The sequence below is a fragment of the Kitasatospora sp. NPDC048194 genome, assembly GCF_043202455.1.
Classification (GTDB): Bacteria; Actinomycetota; Actinomycetes; order Streptomycetales; family Streptomycetaceae; genus Kitasatospora.
In genome coordinates, this window is record NZ_JBIDAK010000043.1 from 25,544 (window position 1) to 39,786 (window position 14,243).

General features: G+C 74.7%; 14 protein-coding genes. 7 read left to right on the plus strand and 7 right to left on the minus strand.

Features of this window, described 5'->3' with window-relative positions:
* Positions 1 to 60: 60 nt before the first annotated feature.
* The 3 genes from ACGF07_RS32445 to mscL form a co-directional block, all read right to left on the minus strand.
* Positions 61 to 939: an MOSC N-terminal beta barrel domain-containing protein gene (locus ACGF07_RS32445; protein ID WP_350749946.1), complete on the minus strand. Its 879-nt coding sequence runs from the start codon at positions 937 to 939 to the stop codon at positions 61 to 63.
* Positions 940 to 1,295: 356 nt separating this feature from the next.
* Positions 1,296 to 2,087 carry a DUF6643 family protein gene (locus ACGF07_RS32450; protein ID WP_392904697.1) on the minus strand — a complete coding sequence of 264 codons (792 nt, stop codon included), beginning with the start codon at positions 2,085 to 2,087 and terminating at the stop codon, positions 1,296 to 1,298.
* Between the two features lie 341 nt (positions 2,088 to 2,428).
* Entirely contained in the window at positions 2,429 to 2,878 is a 450-nt protein-coding gene (gene mscL / locus ACGF07_RS32455; protein ID WP_350748348.1) for a large conductance mechanosensitive channel protein MscL, read from the minus strand.
* Positions 2,879 to 3,360: 482 nt separating this feature from the next.
* Here mscL and ACGF07_RS32460 point away from each other — a divergent pair, with 482 nt between their 5' ends.
* The 3 genes from ACGF07_RS32460 to ACGF07_RS32470 all read left to right on the plus strand — a co-directional run bounded on the left by ACGF07_RS32460 (position 3,361) and on the right by ACGF07_RS32470 (position 6,320).
* Complete coding sequence (locus ACGF07_RS32460) at positions 3,361 to 4,563, plus strand: glycosyltransferase family 4 protein (RefSeq protein WP_392904700.1); 1,203 nt, start codon at positions 3,361 to 3,363, stop codon at positions 4,561 to 4,563.
* A gap of 103 nt (positions 4,564 to 4,666) precedes the next feature.
* Complete coding sequence (locus ACGF07_RS32465) at positions 4,667 to 5,341, plus strand: thiol:disulfide interchange protein DsbA/DsbL (protein ID WP_392904703.1); 675 nt, start codon at positions 4,667 to 4,669, stop codon at positions 5,339 to 5,341.
* Positions 5,342 to 5,444: 103 nt separating this feature from the next.
* Positions 5,445 to 6,320, plus strand: a complete 876-nt coding sequence (locus ACGF07_RS32470; RefSeq protein WP_392904706.1) for an alpha/beta fold hydrolase — start codon at positions 5,445 to 5,447, stop codon at positions 6,318 to 6,320.
* Between the two features lie 18 nt (positions 6,321 to 6,338).
* Here the strand turns inward: ACGF07_RS32470 and ACGF07_RS32475 are convergent, their stop codons facing one another.
* Both ACGF07_RS32475 and ACGF07_RS32480 read right to left on the minus strand, forming a co-directional pair.
* A complete protein-coding gene (locus tag ACGF07_RS32475) occupies positions 6,339 to 7,172 on the minus strand; it encodes an SAM-dependent methyltransferase (RefSeq protein ID WP_392904708.1) in 834 nt (277 codons plus the stop codon).
* Between the two features lie 136 nt (positions 7,173 to 7,308).
* Complete coding sequence (locus tag ACGF07_RS32480) at positions 7,309 to 8,457, minus strand: glycosyltransferase (protein ID WP_392904711.1); 1,149 nt, start codon at positions 8,455 to 8,457, stop codon at positions 7,309 to 7,311.
* 57 nt (positions 8,458 to 8,514) lie between these two features.
* Between ACGF07_RS32480 and ACGF07_RS32485 the strand changes: the two genes are divergently transcribed.
* Entirely contained in the window at positions 8,515 to 9,285 is a 771-nt protein-coding gene (locus ACGF07_RS32485) for a glutamate racemase (RefSeq protein ID WP_392904713.1), read from the plus strand.
* Between the two features lie 448 nt (positions 9,286 to 9,733).
* Here ACGF07_RS32485 and ACGF07_RS32490 read toward each other — a convergent pair whose 3' ends face one another.
* Positions 9,734 to 10,765, minus strand: coding sequence for a polysaccharide deacetylase family protein (locus ACGF07_RS32490; RefSeq protein WP_350748897.1), 1,032 nt, complete (start codon positions 10,763 to 10,765; stop codon positions 9,734 to 9,736).
* Positions 10,766 to 11,353: 588 nt separating this feature from the next.
* Between ACGF07_RS32490 and ACGF07_RS32495 the strand changes: the two genes are divergently transcribed.
* Complete coding sequence (locus ACGF07_RS32495) at positions 11,354 to 11,626, plus strand: hypothetical protein (protein ID WP_350748900.1); 273 nt, start codon at positions 11,354 to 11,356, stop codon at positions 11,624 to 11,626.
* Positions 11,627 to 11,903: 277 nt separating this feature from the next.
* Positions 11,904 to 12,392, plus strand: a complete 489-nt coding sequence (locus tag ACGF07_RS32500; RefSeq protein ID WP_392904716.1) for an NUDIX domain-containing protein — start codon at positions 11,904 to 11,906, stop codon at positions 12,390 to 12,392.
* A gap of 25 nt (positions 12,393 to 12,417) precedes the next feature.
* Here ACGF07_RS32500 and ACGF07_RS32505 read toward each other — a convergent pair whose 3' ends face one another.
* Positions 12,418 to 12,957: a PTS-dependent dihydroxyacetone kinase phosphotransferase subunit DhaM gene (locus ACGF07_RS32505; protein ID WP_392904719.1), complete on the minus strand. Its 540-nt coding sequence runs from the start codon at positions 12,955 to 12,957 to the stop codon at positions 12,418 to 12,420.
* Between the two features lie 416 nt (positions 12,958 to 13,373).
* Here ACGF07_RS32505 and ACGF07_RS32510 point away from each other — a divergent pair, with 416 nt between their 5' ends.
* The gene (locus ACGF07_RS32510; protein ID WP_350748915.1) at positions 13,374 to 13,631 is read left to right on the plus strand and encodes a DUF397 domain-containing protein; all 258 of its coding nucleotides are present in this window, start codon (positions 13,374 to 13,376) and stop codon (positions 13,629 to 13,631) included.
* The last annotated feature ends 612 nt before the right edge of the window (positions 13,632 to 14,243 follow it).

Below are 14,243 nucleotides of genomic sequence, written 5' to 3' on the forward strand. Positions count from 1 at the left end.
GCGGCGGAGCGCCCCCGGACGGGCCGGCAGCGGCCGCCCCGCCGGGGCGCGGAGGAGCGCTCAGCGCCCGTCGGCCGGCCAGTGCGCCCCGTCCTCCAGCACCTCGACGTCGTCGCCGAGCCGCAGCGTGCCGAGTTCGTCGCCGTCGACGCCGTCCGGCCGTTCGGGGATCAGGTTCTGCCCGAACGCGGCCTTGCGCAGCAGCCGGTGGTGCCGGGCCAGGGTGCGCAGCGGCTCGGGGCCGCGCCGCTCGCCGCTCTCCTGGTCGGTGGTGGTCACCACGCAACGTCCGCACGGCTTGACCACCTTGAAGGTGAGCGAACCGATCCGGATCCGGCGCCAGCCGTCCTCCGCCCAGGCCTCGGTGCCGCTGACCACCACGTTGGGCCGGAAGCGTTCCATCGGCAGGGTCTCGTGGCCGTCCGGGTGCTCGGCGGCGATCAGTTCGTTGAGCCGGTCCAGCGAGGCGGTGGTGGTGAGCAGCAGCGGGAAGCCGTCGGCCATCGAGACGGTGTCGCCGGGCCCGGCGTACTCGGGGTCGACGGGCCGGGCGACGCGCGGGTCGTCCAGGTGCACCAGCCGGTAGTCGCCGAGGCGCTCGGCGATCCACTCGTGGGCGTCCTTGGCAGCCTCGGCGGCGCGGAAGCGGGTGCCCCAGACCTCGACCTCGGCGAGCGGGTCGCCGGACGCGACGGAGGGGGCGGTGACCTCGATCCGGGAGCCGTCGGGGGCGGTCAGCGACAGCGCACCACCGGGCAGCAGGCCGACCCGGATCTGGCCGAGGGCGGCGTTCTCGCGCTGGCTGACGAAGCGTCCGGTGGCGTCGGCGAGCATCCAGCGGCGGTCACCGGCCAGTCCCCAGGGCTGGACCGCGGCGGTGTCCGGGCTCAGGCGGTACATCGACTTGACGGGATAGACGTGGAGTCCGGTGAGCTGCATCCCTCCATCCTGCCAGCCGTGGTGCAGGCGTCCGCAGGACCCCCGGCTCCGGCCGGGAGGGACGGCTGGGCGAGCCGGACGGGAGGAAGGTTGGGCGAGCCGGACGGGAGGAAGGCTGGGCGAGCCGGCCGGGAGGAAGGCTGGGCGAGCCGGCCGGCGGGGCGCCCGTAAGCCCCGTACGCGCCCCGCCCGTGCCCGCCCCTACGCGCACGGACCGCCCGGGACGCCGTGGGGGGCGTTCCGGGCGGTCCGTGGATGACCCGTTTCTCCGTTCGCCCGGCGTTCAGGGGTCGCCGGGTGGTGCTCAGGTGGTGCGGGTTCGGGCCGGGTGGGGGACGGCCCAGGGGTGGCAGGGCTCAGTAGCCCTGGCCCTGCGGCTGGTAGCCGCCCTGGTAGGCGCCGGGTTCACCGTACTGGCCCGGGCGCTGCGGCTGCATCGGGCGGACCGGCGCGACCGGTGCCATGGCCGGGCGGAGCTGGGCGCCGCCGAAGCCCGGGTCGCCGCCCTGGCCCTGGAAGCCGGGGCCGGCCGGGTTGGGGCCGCCGAAGGACTGCTGGCCGCCGAAGCTCTGCGGGCCGCCCTGCGGCTGACCACCGGGCTGGCCGAAACCGGCCGGTCCGCCGGTCGGTTGCGCGCCGAAGTTCTGCGGGCCGCCACCCTGGCCGATGAAGGTGTTCTGGCCGCCGAAGCTCTGGCCGCCGGTCGGCTGGTAGCCGCCGCTGGCGGTCTGGGCGAACGCCGGTGCGCCGGGCTGCGGCCGCTGGTAGGACTGGGGGGCACCGTAGCCGGGGAGGGACGGCTGCGGGGCGGAGGCGTACGCCGGCGCCGGCTGCGCAGGGATGTACGCCGTGGCGGGTCCGGCGGAGGGGCCGCTGCTCGGGCCGGGGCCCAGGGCGAGGCGGGCGGGCGGCAGCGCGGGGAGGTTGCTGCCGGCGCTCTCGTACCCGTTGCCGTACCGGTTCTCGTAGGACTGGCCGAGGCCTGATCCGTATCCGGACGACAGCGCCGGCGGCAGGGCGGCCGGCACGTTGATGGGTGCGATCTGGGGGACGCCGCGCTCAGCCACGAGGCTGTCGTAAATCGGCGTGCCGGAGGAGAAGGACGGAGAGGGGTAGCCGACTCCGTCGTAGGAGCGGGGCGAGGTCATGGGGCATACGGTAAGCCCACAATGCGCCTGCTGAGGAGAGCGGGAGGGGGAGCAGTTCGAGTGTTTACACAGTCTTCGCTCGCGCAAAGGTTTCGAAAGTAGGAAGAACGGACAAACCGGCATCCACTTCCGGACAACCCTGGCGACCCGTCAGCGATCGAACAGCACCCGGACGCGGCCGCTGTGCGACCGTGCGGTGACCGGCCCGTGGACGCCTGCGGGCCCTGCGGAGAAACTTTTGCGAACGGGGCGTGCGCCGGCGCATTCGAGCCCCCGCCGGCGATGGGGCGGGGGCTCGTGAATGTTTGGGGGATAAGTGTCCCGTCAGCGCCTGCGGACCGTCAGTGCGACTGCAGCGCCTGCCCCTGGGCGGGCAGGCCGGGCCGGGCGGCGACCTCGGAGGTGCAGAAGGAGCAGCGGGTCGCGGCGGCCGGGATCCGGCTCAGGCACTCCGGGCAGTCCACCTTGGCGGCCGGCGCGGGCTCGGCCGACTCGAACCGCGCCTGCAGCTTGCCCACCGGTACCACCACGGCGAAGTAGATCACCGCGCTGATCAGCACGAAGCCGATCAGCGCGTTGACGAACAGGCCGTAGGGGAACTTGGTGCCGCCCACCTCGAAGGTCTTCTGGGTGAAGTCGCCGACCGCGCCGGTGGCGACGCCGACCAGCGGGGTGAGGAAGGCGCTGACGAACCCGGTGACGACGGCGGTGAAGGCCGCGCCGATCACGATGCCGACCGCGAGGTCCACCACGTTTCCGCGCAGCAGGAAGCTGCGGAATCCCTTGAACACCGGGTGACTCCAAATCCGAAGGGGAGAGGGGGAGATGAGGGCGGCGCGGCCGCCCCGGCCGGACATCCTGCCGACCGGCCGGGGCCGGGGTCCAACCGCGTTCACCCGATCCGCGTAACCGGCGCTGCGGCGGTGTCCGGCCGTACCCGCCCGCGCCGGGCGGCGTGCGGGTGCTCCGCGTACCGGCCTATCGGCGAAGGCTGGTGGCCGGGCCGGGGTTCGGTGATCGGTGGCCCTGGGGAGGGGGCGGTGGCCGGGGCGCGCCCGGGCCGACGACGGGGCGGCTGCTCGGCACGGCGTGCGGAGGAGCGGAGGGTGGCCGAACGGAGCGGCCGGGGGCGAGGCGGGGCGCACACCGGTCCCGTCCGGCGCACGACGGCGGATCTTCCGCGCACATCGGGTGTACGGGCGCGGGCGCACGGGCCACCACCGGGTTGCGCGAAGGGGGTGTACCGGGCGTGGCGCTGTGCCAAGGTCTGTCCATGCCCGACCATACGGCGGCCGATTCGGCCGGAGACCGCCCGCGCGTCCTGCATCTGATCAGCGACCCGCGCCGGGCCGGTGCCCAGAACCTCGCCCGTGACCTCCACCGGGAACTGCGCCGTCGGGGCCAGGCCTCCGCGCTGTGCGCCCTCGCCCCGCGCCCGGCCGTGCCGGCTCCCCGCCCGGCTGCGGCGAGGTCCGGGCCGTGCACCGTCGGCGGAACGGCCCCCGACGCCTGCGGACAGCCGTGCCCCGACCCCGCCGGGCCGCGCGTCACCGTCCTCGGCCCCGGCCGACTGCGTCCGGCCACCCTCCGGGCACTGCGCTCCGCCGCCCGGGCCGCCGACGTGGTGCTCGCCCACGGCTCGGACACCCTGGCCGCCTGCGCCCTCGCCCTCGCCGGGACCGGCACCCCCTTCGTCTACGTCTCCGTCGGCCACCCCCGCTACTGGACGGCCAACCGGCTGCGCAGACTGCGCGGCGCCGCCCTGATGCACCGCGCCGCCGCCGTCACCACGCTCACCGACGAGGCGCGCCAGGTGCTGGAGGAGCAGTTCCGGCTCCCGGCGGGGAAGGTCCGGGTGATCCCCAACTCCCGTGCCGCCGAGAGCTATCCGCCCGCCGACGGACGGGCCGAGCGGCGCGCGGCCCGGCACGCCCTCGGCCTGCCGGCGGACGTCCTGCTGGTCGCCTGGATCGGCGCGATAGCGCCGGAGAAGCGACTCGACCTCGCCCTCGACGTGCTCGACCGGCTGCCCGACGTCCGGCTCGCCGTCGCCGGGGACGGCCCGCTGCGCGAGTCCCTGGCCCGGCACCCGGCCGCCGCCCGGGCCCACTTCCTCGGTGCCCTGCCCGATCCCGTCCCGCTCTACCGGGCCGCCGACGCGCTGCTGCTCACCAGCGACAACGAGGGTGTGCCCGGTGCACTGATCGAGGCGGCGCTGGCCGGGGTGCCCGCCGTCGCCACCGACGTGGGCTGGGTGCGCGAGGTCGTCCGGGACGGCGCCACCGGTGCGCTGGTCGCCCCCGGGGACCCGCTCGCCCTGGCCGAGGCGCTCGCCAAGGTGCTCGCCTGCAACCGCGCGGGACTCGGCGCGGCCGCCCGGGCGCACGCGCTGGCGCACTTCGAACTGGGCGCGGTGGTGGACGCCTGGCAGCGGTTGGTCGGCGAGGTGTGGACCGGCGATCCCTCCTCGCACTGACGGGCGGCCCGCACCCGCCCCGGGTGAGCCGTTCGGGCGAATCCGGGCCCGGCGCCCTCCGGCGACTCGCCGGTAACCGGCCGCCGTCAGCACACTTCCCGGTGTGAACTCGAAGTCGCTGCTGCGGTCCACCCTCCTGTTCGCCGTCGCCGCCGGGATCGCCGCATCCCCCGTCCAGGCCGGCGCGGTGAGCCGTCAACCGCCCGCCGAGGGCGTCCAGTTCGTCAAGCTCGACCATCCGCAGCCGGTGCGCGAGAGCGCCCGCACAGAGGCGGTCGAGTTCTTCTGGTACGACTGCAGCCACTCCCAGCAGCTCGAGCAGCCACTGCAGGCCTGGGCCGAGAGGCACCGCGCGGACGTCGCACTGCGACGCGTCCCGGCGATCTGGCCCGGCGGCCAGGGGGAGGGCACCCAGCGCGCCCACGCCCGGCTGTACTACACGCTGGAGCGCCTCGGCCTGGTCGAGCGCCTGCAGACCGCCGCCTTCCGCTCGATCCACAGTGACCACGCCGATCTCACCACGGAGGCGGCCGCCACCGACTGGGCGGTGCGCCACGGCCTCGACGCCCAGCTGTTCGGCCGCACCTACCGTTCCGCCGAGGTGGGCCGGTCGGTGGACGACGCGGCCGCCGCGTTCGTCCGCTACGGCATCGACGAGCTGCCCACGGTGGTCGTCCAGGGCGAGTACCGCACCTCGCCGAGCAAGGCCGACGGCGTCGAGGGGATGCCCGAGGTGCTGGACTACCTGGTGCAGCAGGAGCAACTGCACAAGCACTGAAGCGGATTGAGGTGGATTGAGGTGGATCGAGGAGGGTGAGGCCCGGTCGGCTGACGGGTCGTCGCCCTCCTGCTAACCAGTCAAATGCTATTTAATGGTTAGCATGAGCGAGCTGACGATCCCGCACGTCCACCACCGCCACGTCGACCTCGACGGCCTGCGCGTCTTCTACCGGGAAACCGGCCCGGCCGACGCCCCCGTCCTCCTGCTGCTGCACGGCTTCCCCTCCGCCTCGCACCAGTACGCCCGGCTGCTCGACGCGCTCGGCACCCGCCACCGGCTGATAGCCCCCGACTACCCCGGCTTCGGCCACAGCGACAGCCCCGCGCCGGACACCTTCCCGTACCGCTTCGACACCCTCGCCGACGTGGTCGAGCGCTTCTGCCTCGCCCTCGGCCTGGACCGCTTCGCGCTGTACGTCTTCGACTTCGGCGCACCCGTCGGTCTGCGCCTGGCCACCCGCCGACCGGAGTGGATCACCGGTCTGGTGGTGCAGAACGGCAACGCCTACGAGGAGGGGCTCTCCGACCAGGCGCGGGAGTTCATCGCGAACAAGCGGGGCGTCCCGGGCGCCGAGGACGCCGCCCGCTCGATCCTCACACTGGACGTCACCCGCAGCCAGTACGAGGGCGGTGCCGGCGATCCGACCCTGGTCGCCCCGGACGGCTGGACGCTCGACCAGCACTTCCTCGACCTGCCCGGCCGCAAGGACATCCAGGTCCACCTGGCCCTCGACTACTTCACCAACGTCGAGCTCTACCCCGTCTGGCAGCAGTGGCTGCGCGCCAACCAGCCGCCCACCCTGGTGGTCTGGGGAACCCGCGACCCGTTCTTCACCGAGGCCGGCGCCCGCGCCTACCTGCGCGACCTGCCCGAGGCGGAACTGCACCTCTTCGACACCGGGCACTTCGCCCTGGAGGAGAAGCTGCCCGAAATCGCCCCGCTGATAGACGACTTCCTCACCCGCAGCCAGAAGTAACCCGCCGCCCGCGGGGGTTCAGTCGCGGCGCAGCAGGTAGGTGACGAAACCCAACGTCCCCCGGTAGCCGCGGAGCCACTCGGCGCGGTGGCGGTCCGCGGCCTCGCGGGCGGCCGCCGCGCCGGGGTGGTCCGGGTGGTCCAGCACCCACTCGGCCAGCGAACCCGTCCAGGAGAACTCGTAGTCGTCCCACTCCTGTGCCGTGCTGACGTGCCCGTAGACCGGGGTCCAGCCGTCCGCGACCACCCGGTCCGTGGTGGTCGCCAGGTCCGCGAAGTCCCCCCGGGCCGCGCCCAGCCCGTCCAGCGCGGCCTGGGACGGCTCGCGCTCCCAGAAGCCCTCGCCGACCAGCAACCGGCCGCCGGGGGCCAGCAGTTCACGGGCGGCCGCCAACGTGGGCAGCAGCCCGTCGAAGGCGTGGGTGGCGCCCACGCACAGCACCAGGTCGAACTGCTCGCGGGAGGCGGAGCCCCAGCTGGATCCCTGGTCGACTGACGACCGAGCTGCGGACTCCCGGGCGGCGGACTGTCGAGCGGCGGACTCCCGGGCGGTGAACTCCCGGGCGTCCAGGTGGTGCAGGCCGATCCGGCGCACCACGCCGAGCGCGGTGGCCGACTCCCGGGCCCGGGTCAGCGCCTCCGCGTCCAGGTCCACCCCGATCGCCCGCCACTGCGGACGGGCGGCCAGCGCCCGCAGCAGCCAGGCGCCCTCGCCGCAGCCGAGGTCCAGCATCCGACCGGACTCCCGCCCGGCCAGCGCTCGGTCCAGCAGACGGGCCACCGACTCGTCCGCGAGCGGCGCCGCGATCGGGTGGTGGGCATGGGCGAGGCGGGAGATCTGCTGTCGGTCCATCCGAGCAGTATGGATCCGTCCGGCCCGCAGCGCCGGGCTTTTCCCGCCCCGCCCGCCGTCCCGGCTCCCCGCCCGCGCGTCCCGTCCCCGCTTCCCGACCCCGCGCCCGGCCTTTCGACTGCTCTCCGCCCCGCTCTCACGTCCGCGCGTACGTCCGGCCCTTCCAGGCGCTGCCCCGGCCGCGCCAGTGCTGCACTGCCGAGTCCACCGTCATCAGCAGGTACAGCGAGGCCGTGAACGGCAGCAGCAGCACGGCCGGAGCCGGCTGCCCGTAGTACCGGACCATCGGCAGGTAGGTGGCCGCCATCAGGGCCCAGGCCGCCCCGCCGACCGCCGCCACCGCCGGGTCCCCCGCCACCAGCCCGGCCACCGTCGCCACCGGCGGCACCAGGTACACCAGCGCCAGCCCCAGCACCGTGCCGAGCAGCAGCAACGGCGAGTGCCTCAACTGGGCGTACGCGCTGCGCGACACCATCCGCCACAACTGCTCCAGCCGCGGGTACGGGCGGACGCTGTCCACCGCGTCGGCCAGGCCGAGCCAGGTGCGCCCGCCCGAGGACTTCACCGCCCGGGCCAGCGACACGTCGTCGATCACCGCGCCCCGGATCGCCGCCACCCCGCCCGCACGCTCCAGCGCCGCCCGCCGCACCAGCGAACAGCCGCCCGCCGCGGCCGCCGTCCGGGAGCCGGGGCGGTTGCTCCAGCGGAACGGGTACAGCTGGGTGAAGAAGTAGACGAAGGCCGGCACGATCAGCCGCTCCCAGCCGGTCTCGACCCGCAGCCGGGCCATCTGCGACACCAGATCGAGGCCGTGCCCCTCGGCCGCGGCCACCAGCGAGGCCAGCGAATCCGGGCCGTGCGCGATGTCGGCGTCCGTCAGCAGCAGGTACTCCGCGTCCGGGCCGGCCAGCTCCACCCCGTGCCGCAGCGCCCACAGCTTGCCCGTCCAGCCCGGGGGCAGCGGGGGAGGGGTGGTCACGGTCAGCTCCAACCCGCCCATCGTCCGCAGTTCCGCGGCCACCGCACCGGTTCCGTCCGAGCTGTGGTCGTCCACCACGATCACCCGCGCCCGCCCCGGGTACTCCTGCGCCAGCAGCGTCGGCAGGCTCACCGGCAGCACCGGTGCCTCGTCCCGGGCCGGCACCACCACCGCCACCTGCGGCCACCGCGCCGGCGGGCGGGGCGGCGGCAGCCGGACGTCGGTGCGCCAGAACGAACCGTGGCAACACGCCAGCCAGAGCCAGACCAGCAGGGACAACGCGGCGATCCACAGCAGGACGGTCACCCCGGCAGTCTGCCGCAGAACGGGCTCCGCCGGGCGGATCGACTAAAGTCTTGCCCCGTGAAGATCGCACTGATGGACTCCGGGATCGGCCTGCTCGCCGCCGCTGCCGCCCTTCGGAAGCTGCGCCCCGACGCCGATCTGGTGCTCTCCTCCAACCCCGCCTCGATGCCCTGGGGGCCGCGCACGCCCGAAGAGGTCACCGAGCTGGCCCTCGGCTGCTGCCGGGCCGCCGCCGAGTACGAGCCGGACGCCCTGGTGGTCGCCTGCAACACGGCCTCGGTCCACGCCCTGGCCACCCTGCGCGCCGAACTGGAGCCCGGACTGCCCGTCATCGGCACCGTCCCGGCGATCAAGCCCGCCGCCGCGCTCGGCGGCCGGGTCGCCATCTGGGCCACGCCGGCCACCACCGGCAGCGCCTACCAGCGCGGGCTGATCCGCGACTTCGGCGGCACCGCCGAGGTCACCGAGGTCGCCTGCCCGGGTCTCGCCGACGCGGTCGAGCACGGGGACGACGACGCCGTCACCGCCGCCATCGCCGACGCGGCCGCCCGCACCCCGGCCGGCACCGACGCGATCGTGCTCGGCTGCACCCACTACGAACTGGTCGAGGAGCGCATCCGCGACGCCGTCGCCGCGACCGCCTCGCCGTCCCTCACCCTGCTCGGCTCCGCCGACGCCGTCGCCGCCCAGGCCCTCCGCCGCGTCGCCGACCCGACCGCCACCGGCAACGGCACCCTCACCGTCCTGCACGCCGGCATCCCGGCGACCCTTCCGGCCGCCGCCACCCTGTACCCCCAGGGCCTCGCCCTCGCCACCCTGATCTCCTGAGCCCCGCGGCGGCTGCGCGGGTGCGGATCGGGGGTCTTCCCGCCGTTGCCGCCCGCCGCGACGAGGTGCCGGGCAGGTGCCCGGATCGGCGCGCGCTTCGCGTGGGAAGTCGGCCGGACCGACTTCTCACGTCAGGAGCCGGTGAGCGGTATGGGGGGGCAGCCGGGACGCCTGGGAGGCGGCCCGGTGGCCGTCGCCGCCGTGACGCCCGCGAGCCTCTGATCCCCCCGACCGGCGGGGCTGCCCACTGACGGGAGCCGGGCGCCGAGCGGTGCCGTTCGGGCAAGCGTCGTGCCAATGCGGCACGGTGCGCGTCACCCGCCGGTCGCCTGCGTCCACCGCGGCCGGCCGGGAACGGCGCCCCGGGCGGTACCGCGTGCCGACCCCTCCACTGGCTGAGCCGCCCGCCGCCCGCCCCCCTCGGGAGGCGGGCGGCGGGCGTGTTCGATCAGGCCACTGCCTGGCGGCGCCAGCGGCGGTAGGCGGGTTCGAGGCCGGAGAGGATGGTGTCGAACCGGCGGGTGCTGGTGGTGGAGTCGACCTGGAGGCGGCTGATCTGGAGGGGATGGCTGGGGAGCCGGGGGCCGAGACGGTGGTCGGAGAGGAAGCCGAGGCGGTAGCCCAGCTCCTGGAGCACGGCTTCGGCGCGCGGGTCGTGCCCGCCGTCCGGGTAGGCGAAGGCGATCGGTGGTTCGCCGAGCCAGTGGGTGAGGGCCTCGTGGGCCCCGGTGATCTCGGCGCGCACGGTGGCGTCGTCGCAGCGGCCGAGGCACGGGTGCCCCTGGGTGTGGTTGCCGATGGCGACGCCGCCGTCCCGGAGGGCGAGGAGGTCGGCCGGGGTGAGCTGTTCCTGGCGGGGTGGCCGCCGGTCGGCACTGACGCGCAGTTCGTGCAGGCTGCGGCGCCGGTCCGGGTCCGGCATGGCCTTGAGGCGGGGGAGCAGCTGGGACGGGTGGCCGCAGTCGAGTGAGCGGGCGCGGCCGCCGTGGCGGGCGAGGAAGTCGGCCTCGTGCCACCAGAAGGGGCGTTCGGTGCCGATGAGCTCGGAGATGACGAAGGCGGTCGCGGGGATGCCGCGGGCGTCGAGGGCCGGCAGGGCGTGGGTGAGCACGCTCCGGTCGGCGTCGTCGAAGGTGACCAGGACGCTGCGCGGCGGCAGCGGCCGCCGTTCGGCGACGGCCTCGAGCACGGCTTGGAGGGAGACCGGGGTGGCCAGTCTCCGCAGCCGGTCGAGCTGGGCGCCGAAGGAGCGGTGGTCGGTCACCCCGTGGTAGGCGAGGACGGCGAGCCGCTGGGCGGCCCTGGCCCGGAACAGCGGTTGTACGGGGGCGAACCGCAGCCATTCGCCCCGCGCGTCCTGCTGTCCCGGCCCGGGGTGCCCCGGCTCCGGGCGTCCCGGTTCCGAGCGCTCCGGCTCGGGATGCCCCGCCCGGGCGCGCCCGGCCTCGGCGTATCCCGTCGCGACGCGTCCTGCGGCCATGGACGACCGCCGCCGGTCGGTGCCGTGGTGGCCGGCGTCGTGTCGGCCGGAACCCTGCCGATCGACCGCGTGGTGATCGCCCCCGTGACGATCGACCCCGTGGTGATCGGCCGCGTGGTGATCGCCCCCGTGACGATCGGCCCCGCGGCGGTCGGCCGCGCACGCGGTGGGTGGCGGCAGTGCCCGCATGCCGGCCACGGGCCTGGCACGGGCGATGGAGATCGGTGTGGTGGACTGGGTTTGCGGCAACGGTTCCCCCTCGATCGCCTAGCGGCGTGGCGGTCCCGCCGGAGGACGGAGCCCGGCCTCCGACTCCAGGAGGCGGCGGCTCCGCCTCCTGGGTATTCCGGTTCTCGGTGGGGGGTTCTCACCCGTCCCGCGAACGGCTCCTGGATCACTCGATGCCATTGAGACCGCTGCCCGGGCGGGATGGTTGTACCGGGGGGACGAGGATTTTTCGTGGACTGATTGTGGAGTGCGAACACGTATCGGCGACGGGCATCGCCCGCGCGGACCGGTCGCCCTGGGTGTCGGGCCGCTCACTCCGCGCGGGCTGCCGCCCGGGCGGGCCCGGGGTACCTTGGGCTCATGGCAGATGCGGACCGTGATCCCTTTCACCGCCACGGCGCGACCCGGATGGCTCGCGCGTGCAGCGGCGGAGCGCTGGTCACCCACCAGATTCCGCTGGCAGTGGTCGGTGTGGCGTGCCTGGTGCTGGGCATCGTCGTGGCCGTGGCCGTTCCGGACAGTGACGGTCCGGCCTGGGCGATGGCGGTGGCCGGCTGTCTGGCGGCGGGCGTCCTGCTGCTCGGCCGGATCGCCTTCGGCGTGCTCCGCGACCGGCGGCGAGCCGCGCTCTAGCGGGAGTCCGGCGGCGCGCGAGAGCGCTGCGGAGAACTCGGTCCTAACCGTCAGGGGATCGGTCAACAGAACGCGTGAAATTGGTCAGATCGACCAAATTTCATCCAGTCCCACAATCTCCCTGTGCTCTTCTTTCACCATTTCCCGACAATGAGTTCAACCTGCCCTTACTGTGAATGCGTTCAAGGGATCGGTTCACACCCTCGCCCCGTTGCCGCGTTCGACGGCGGGTGCGGCAGCCCGTCCGGCCGGCCGACGGCTCGGTAGGCTGCGCCGCATGGCCATACCCCCCTTCCTCGCCGAACTCCGCTCCCTCGTCGGGACCCACCCGCTCTGGCTGAGCGCCGTCGTCGCCGTCGCGGTGGACGACCAGGGCCGGGTGCTGCTCGCCCGGCGGGCCGACGACGGGCGGTGGGCGACGGTCGGCGGCATCCTCGACCCGGGCGAGCAGCCCGCCGACGGCGTGGTGCGGGAGTGCCTGGAGGAGACCGGGGTGCTGGTCGTGCCCGAGCTGCTCGCCTCGGTCACGGTCTCCCCGCAGGTGACCTACCCGAACGGCGACCTGACCCAGTACCTGGTGCTGACCTTCCGCTGCCGAGTGGTCGGCGGCGAGGCGCGGGTCAACGACGACGAGTCGCTGGAGGTGGGCTGGTTCGGACTGGACGAGCTGCCGCCGATGATCGACTCCGAGCACGAGCGGCTGCGCCACGCCCTGGAGTGCCGGGGTCCGGCGACCTTCAACTGGGACGGCCGGGAGTACCCCTGACCGCCGGCGGACCGGTCCGGGTCCGTCAGGTCTTGCCCTGCCGGTAGGCCTCCTCCGCCGCGTCCAGCACCGCCGCCAGGTCCCCGCCCGCGGTGGCCGTCGCGGTGGCGGCCACCGCGCCCTCCACGAACGGCGCGTTCGCGAAGCGGACCGGGAACGGCAGGCCGTGCTCGTCGGCCTCCGACAGCAGGGCCCGGACGGTGGTGACCGCTCCGCCGAGGTCGGCGAGCACCACCACGCCGTGCCCCTGGTCGACCCGCCGGGTGGCGGCGGCCACCAGCACCGCGCTGATCCCCGCGCCGTCGGTTGGATCGCCGCCGGTCGCGGCGACCGGCGCGGGGGAGTCGGATCCGGTCAGAACGAGCGCCAGCTGGCGGACGGCGGTGGCCAGTTCCTGGCTGTGCGAGACCAGGACGACCCCGACCCGGCCGTGCGCGGACGGCCGCGCCGGGGTGGGCCGGGGCAGCGGGGTGGGCACGGGCGGGGTCCGGGGCGCCGGGGGGTGGGCCGAGGGGGCGTCGGAGATGGGGATGACATCGGCGCGGGTGCCGTCCCGGCGGCTCATCGGCTGCTCCCTGGGCGGGGTCGAGGGCTGGAGGTGGGTTCGGGGCCGTACGCGCCCTGGCAGCACTCTGGCAGCTGCCCGCGGCCGCAGCCGCTCGGGACACGCGCCGGTGGGCCCGGACGTGCCGGCGGAGCCCGCAGGGGCCCGGGGGCCCGACCAGGCCGGTGCCCCGGCGGTCGTGGAGCGGTTGTTCGGCGGTCGTACGGCTGTTCCCGGACGGTCCGGCGGCGGTCCCTGCGCCGACCCTGCCGGAGTCCTGCCGGGGTCCCGCCGGGGTCCTGCCGGGGTCCTGCCGGGGTCCCGCCTCGGGAGCGCCGCCCCCGTCCGATCGAGTCCCCGTCAACCCGCTGACCGGGCCCGGCCGGTGTGGCTAGGCTGGCCCCGGAACGTCGTCGGGAGGAGAGCGGTCAGTGGCAGTGGACAGCGGGACGGACACGGGGGCGCCCGGCGCCCAGCCGGAGCTGGCGCCGAACGGGAAGCCGAAGGTGGATTTCACCGGGGCCGAGTGGCTGTGCAGCAGCCAGGGTGTCGGGGACGTCCAGATCGCCTTCGTGGACGGGTACATCGGGATGCGGGACGGCCGCCAGGAGGACGGCCCCGTGCTGGTGTTCACCCCGGCCGAGTGGCGGGCCTTCGTGCTCGGCGCCCGGGACGGCGAGTTCGACCTCACCTGAGGTGCCGAAGGAGCGGACCCGCCCGGCACGGACGTGCCCGGTGGACGGGTCCGCTCCGCGGGCGGTTCGGCAGGTGATCCCCGTACCGGACAGCAGAACCGGTGATCGCTTGAGTGTGCCCCGTCAGAATTTCTGTTGACTGTTAGACAAACGCAGCTCAGAGTATGAGCACAGGCAGACGCCGTGCCCACCGCCCCCACGCGGCCAGACACGGCGCCTGCTGTGCGGCCCGGCAGTACTGCCAGGCCTCCTCCCAGTCATCCCCTGCGCACCGGGGTGCGTCGGCCGGTCCCGGCCCACGAAGGGCCGGCAGTCGCCGGGAGGCTGGCGCCGAAGCCGAGAGCGACTCGGATGACGGCACCTTTGCTCGGGACCCGCACGCCCCCACGCGGCGGCGTCCCGAGCAGATCCGCGGGAGCGACGGGCCGGGGCCCCGCGGATCTGGCTCTTGTTGCATCAACTGCACGGAACTGCATGGAACTGTTGGCTTGTGTGTTGTGCTGTGTGCGATGACGAAGCTGGGCGCTCGGCTTTTCGGCACGACAAGTGCACAGTGAGGGATACGCGTGTAGGGCCGCGTTGCGACATGCCGTCCCCCCGAAGGGTGAAACC

Coding starts and splice junctions, on each gene's coding strand:
- ACGF07_RS32500 (WP_392904716.1), top strand. CDS start 11,904: ATGGCCATACCCCCCTTCCTCGCCGAACTCCGCTCCCTCGTCGGGACC.
- ACGF07_RS32445 (WP_350749946.1), bottom strand. CDS start 939: ATGCAGCTCACCGGACTCCACGTCTATCCCGTCAAGTCGATGTACCGC.
- ACGF07_RS32460 (WP_392904700.1), top strand. CDS start 3,361: ATGCCCGACCATACGGCGGCCGATTCGGCCGGAGACCGCCCGCGCGTC.
- ACGF07_RS32490 (WP_350748897.1), bottom strand. CDS start 10,765: ATGGCCGCAGGACGCGTCGCGACGGGATACGCCGAGGCCGGGCGCGCC.
- ACGF07_RS32505 (WP_392904719.1), bottom strand. CDS start 12,957: ATGAGCCGCCGGGACGGCACCCGCGCCGATGTCATCCCCATCTCCGAC.
- ACGF07_RS32495 (WP_350748900.1), top strand. CDS start 11,354: ATGGCAGATGCGGACCGTGATCCCTTTCACCGCCACGGCGCGACCCGG.
- ACGF07_RS32470 (WP_392904706.1), top strand. CDS start 5,445: ATGAGCGAGCTGACGATCCCGCACGTCCACCACCGCCACGTCGACCTC.
- ACGF07_RS32450 (WP_392904697.1), bottom strand. CDS start 2,087: ATGACCTCGCCCCGCTCCTACGACGGAGTCGGCTACCCCTCTCCGTCC.
- ACGF07_RS32475 (WP_392904708.1), bottom strand. CDS start 7,172: ATGGACCGACAGCAGATCTCCCGCCTCGCCCATGCCCACCACCCGATC.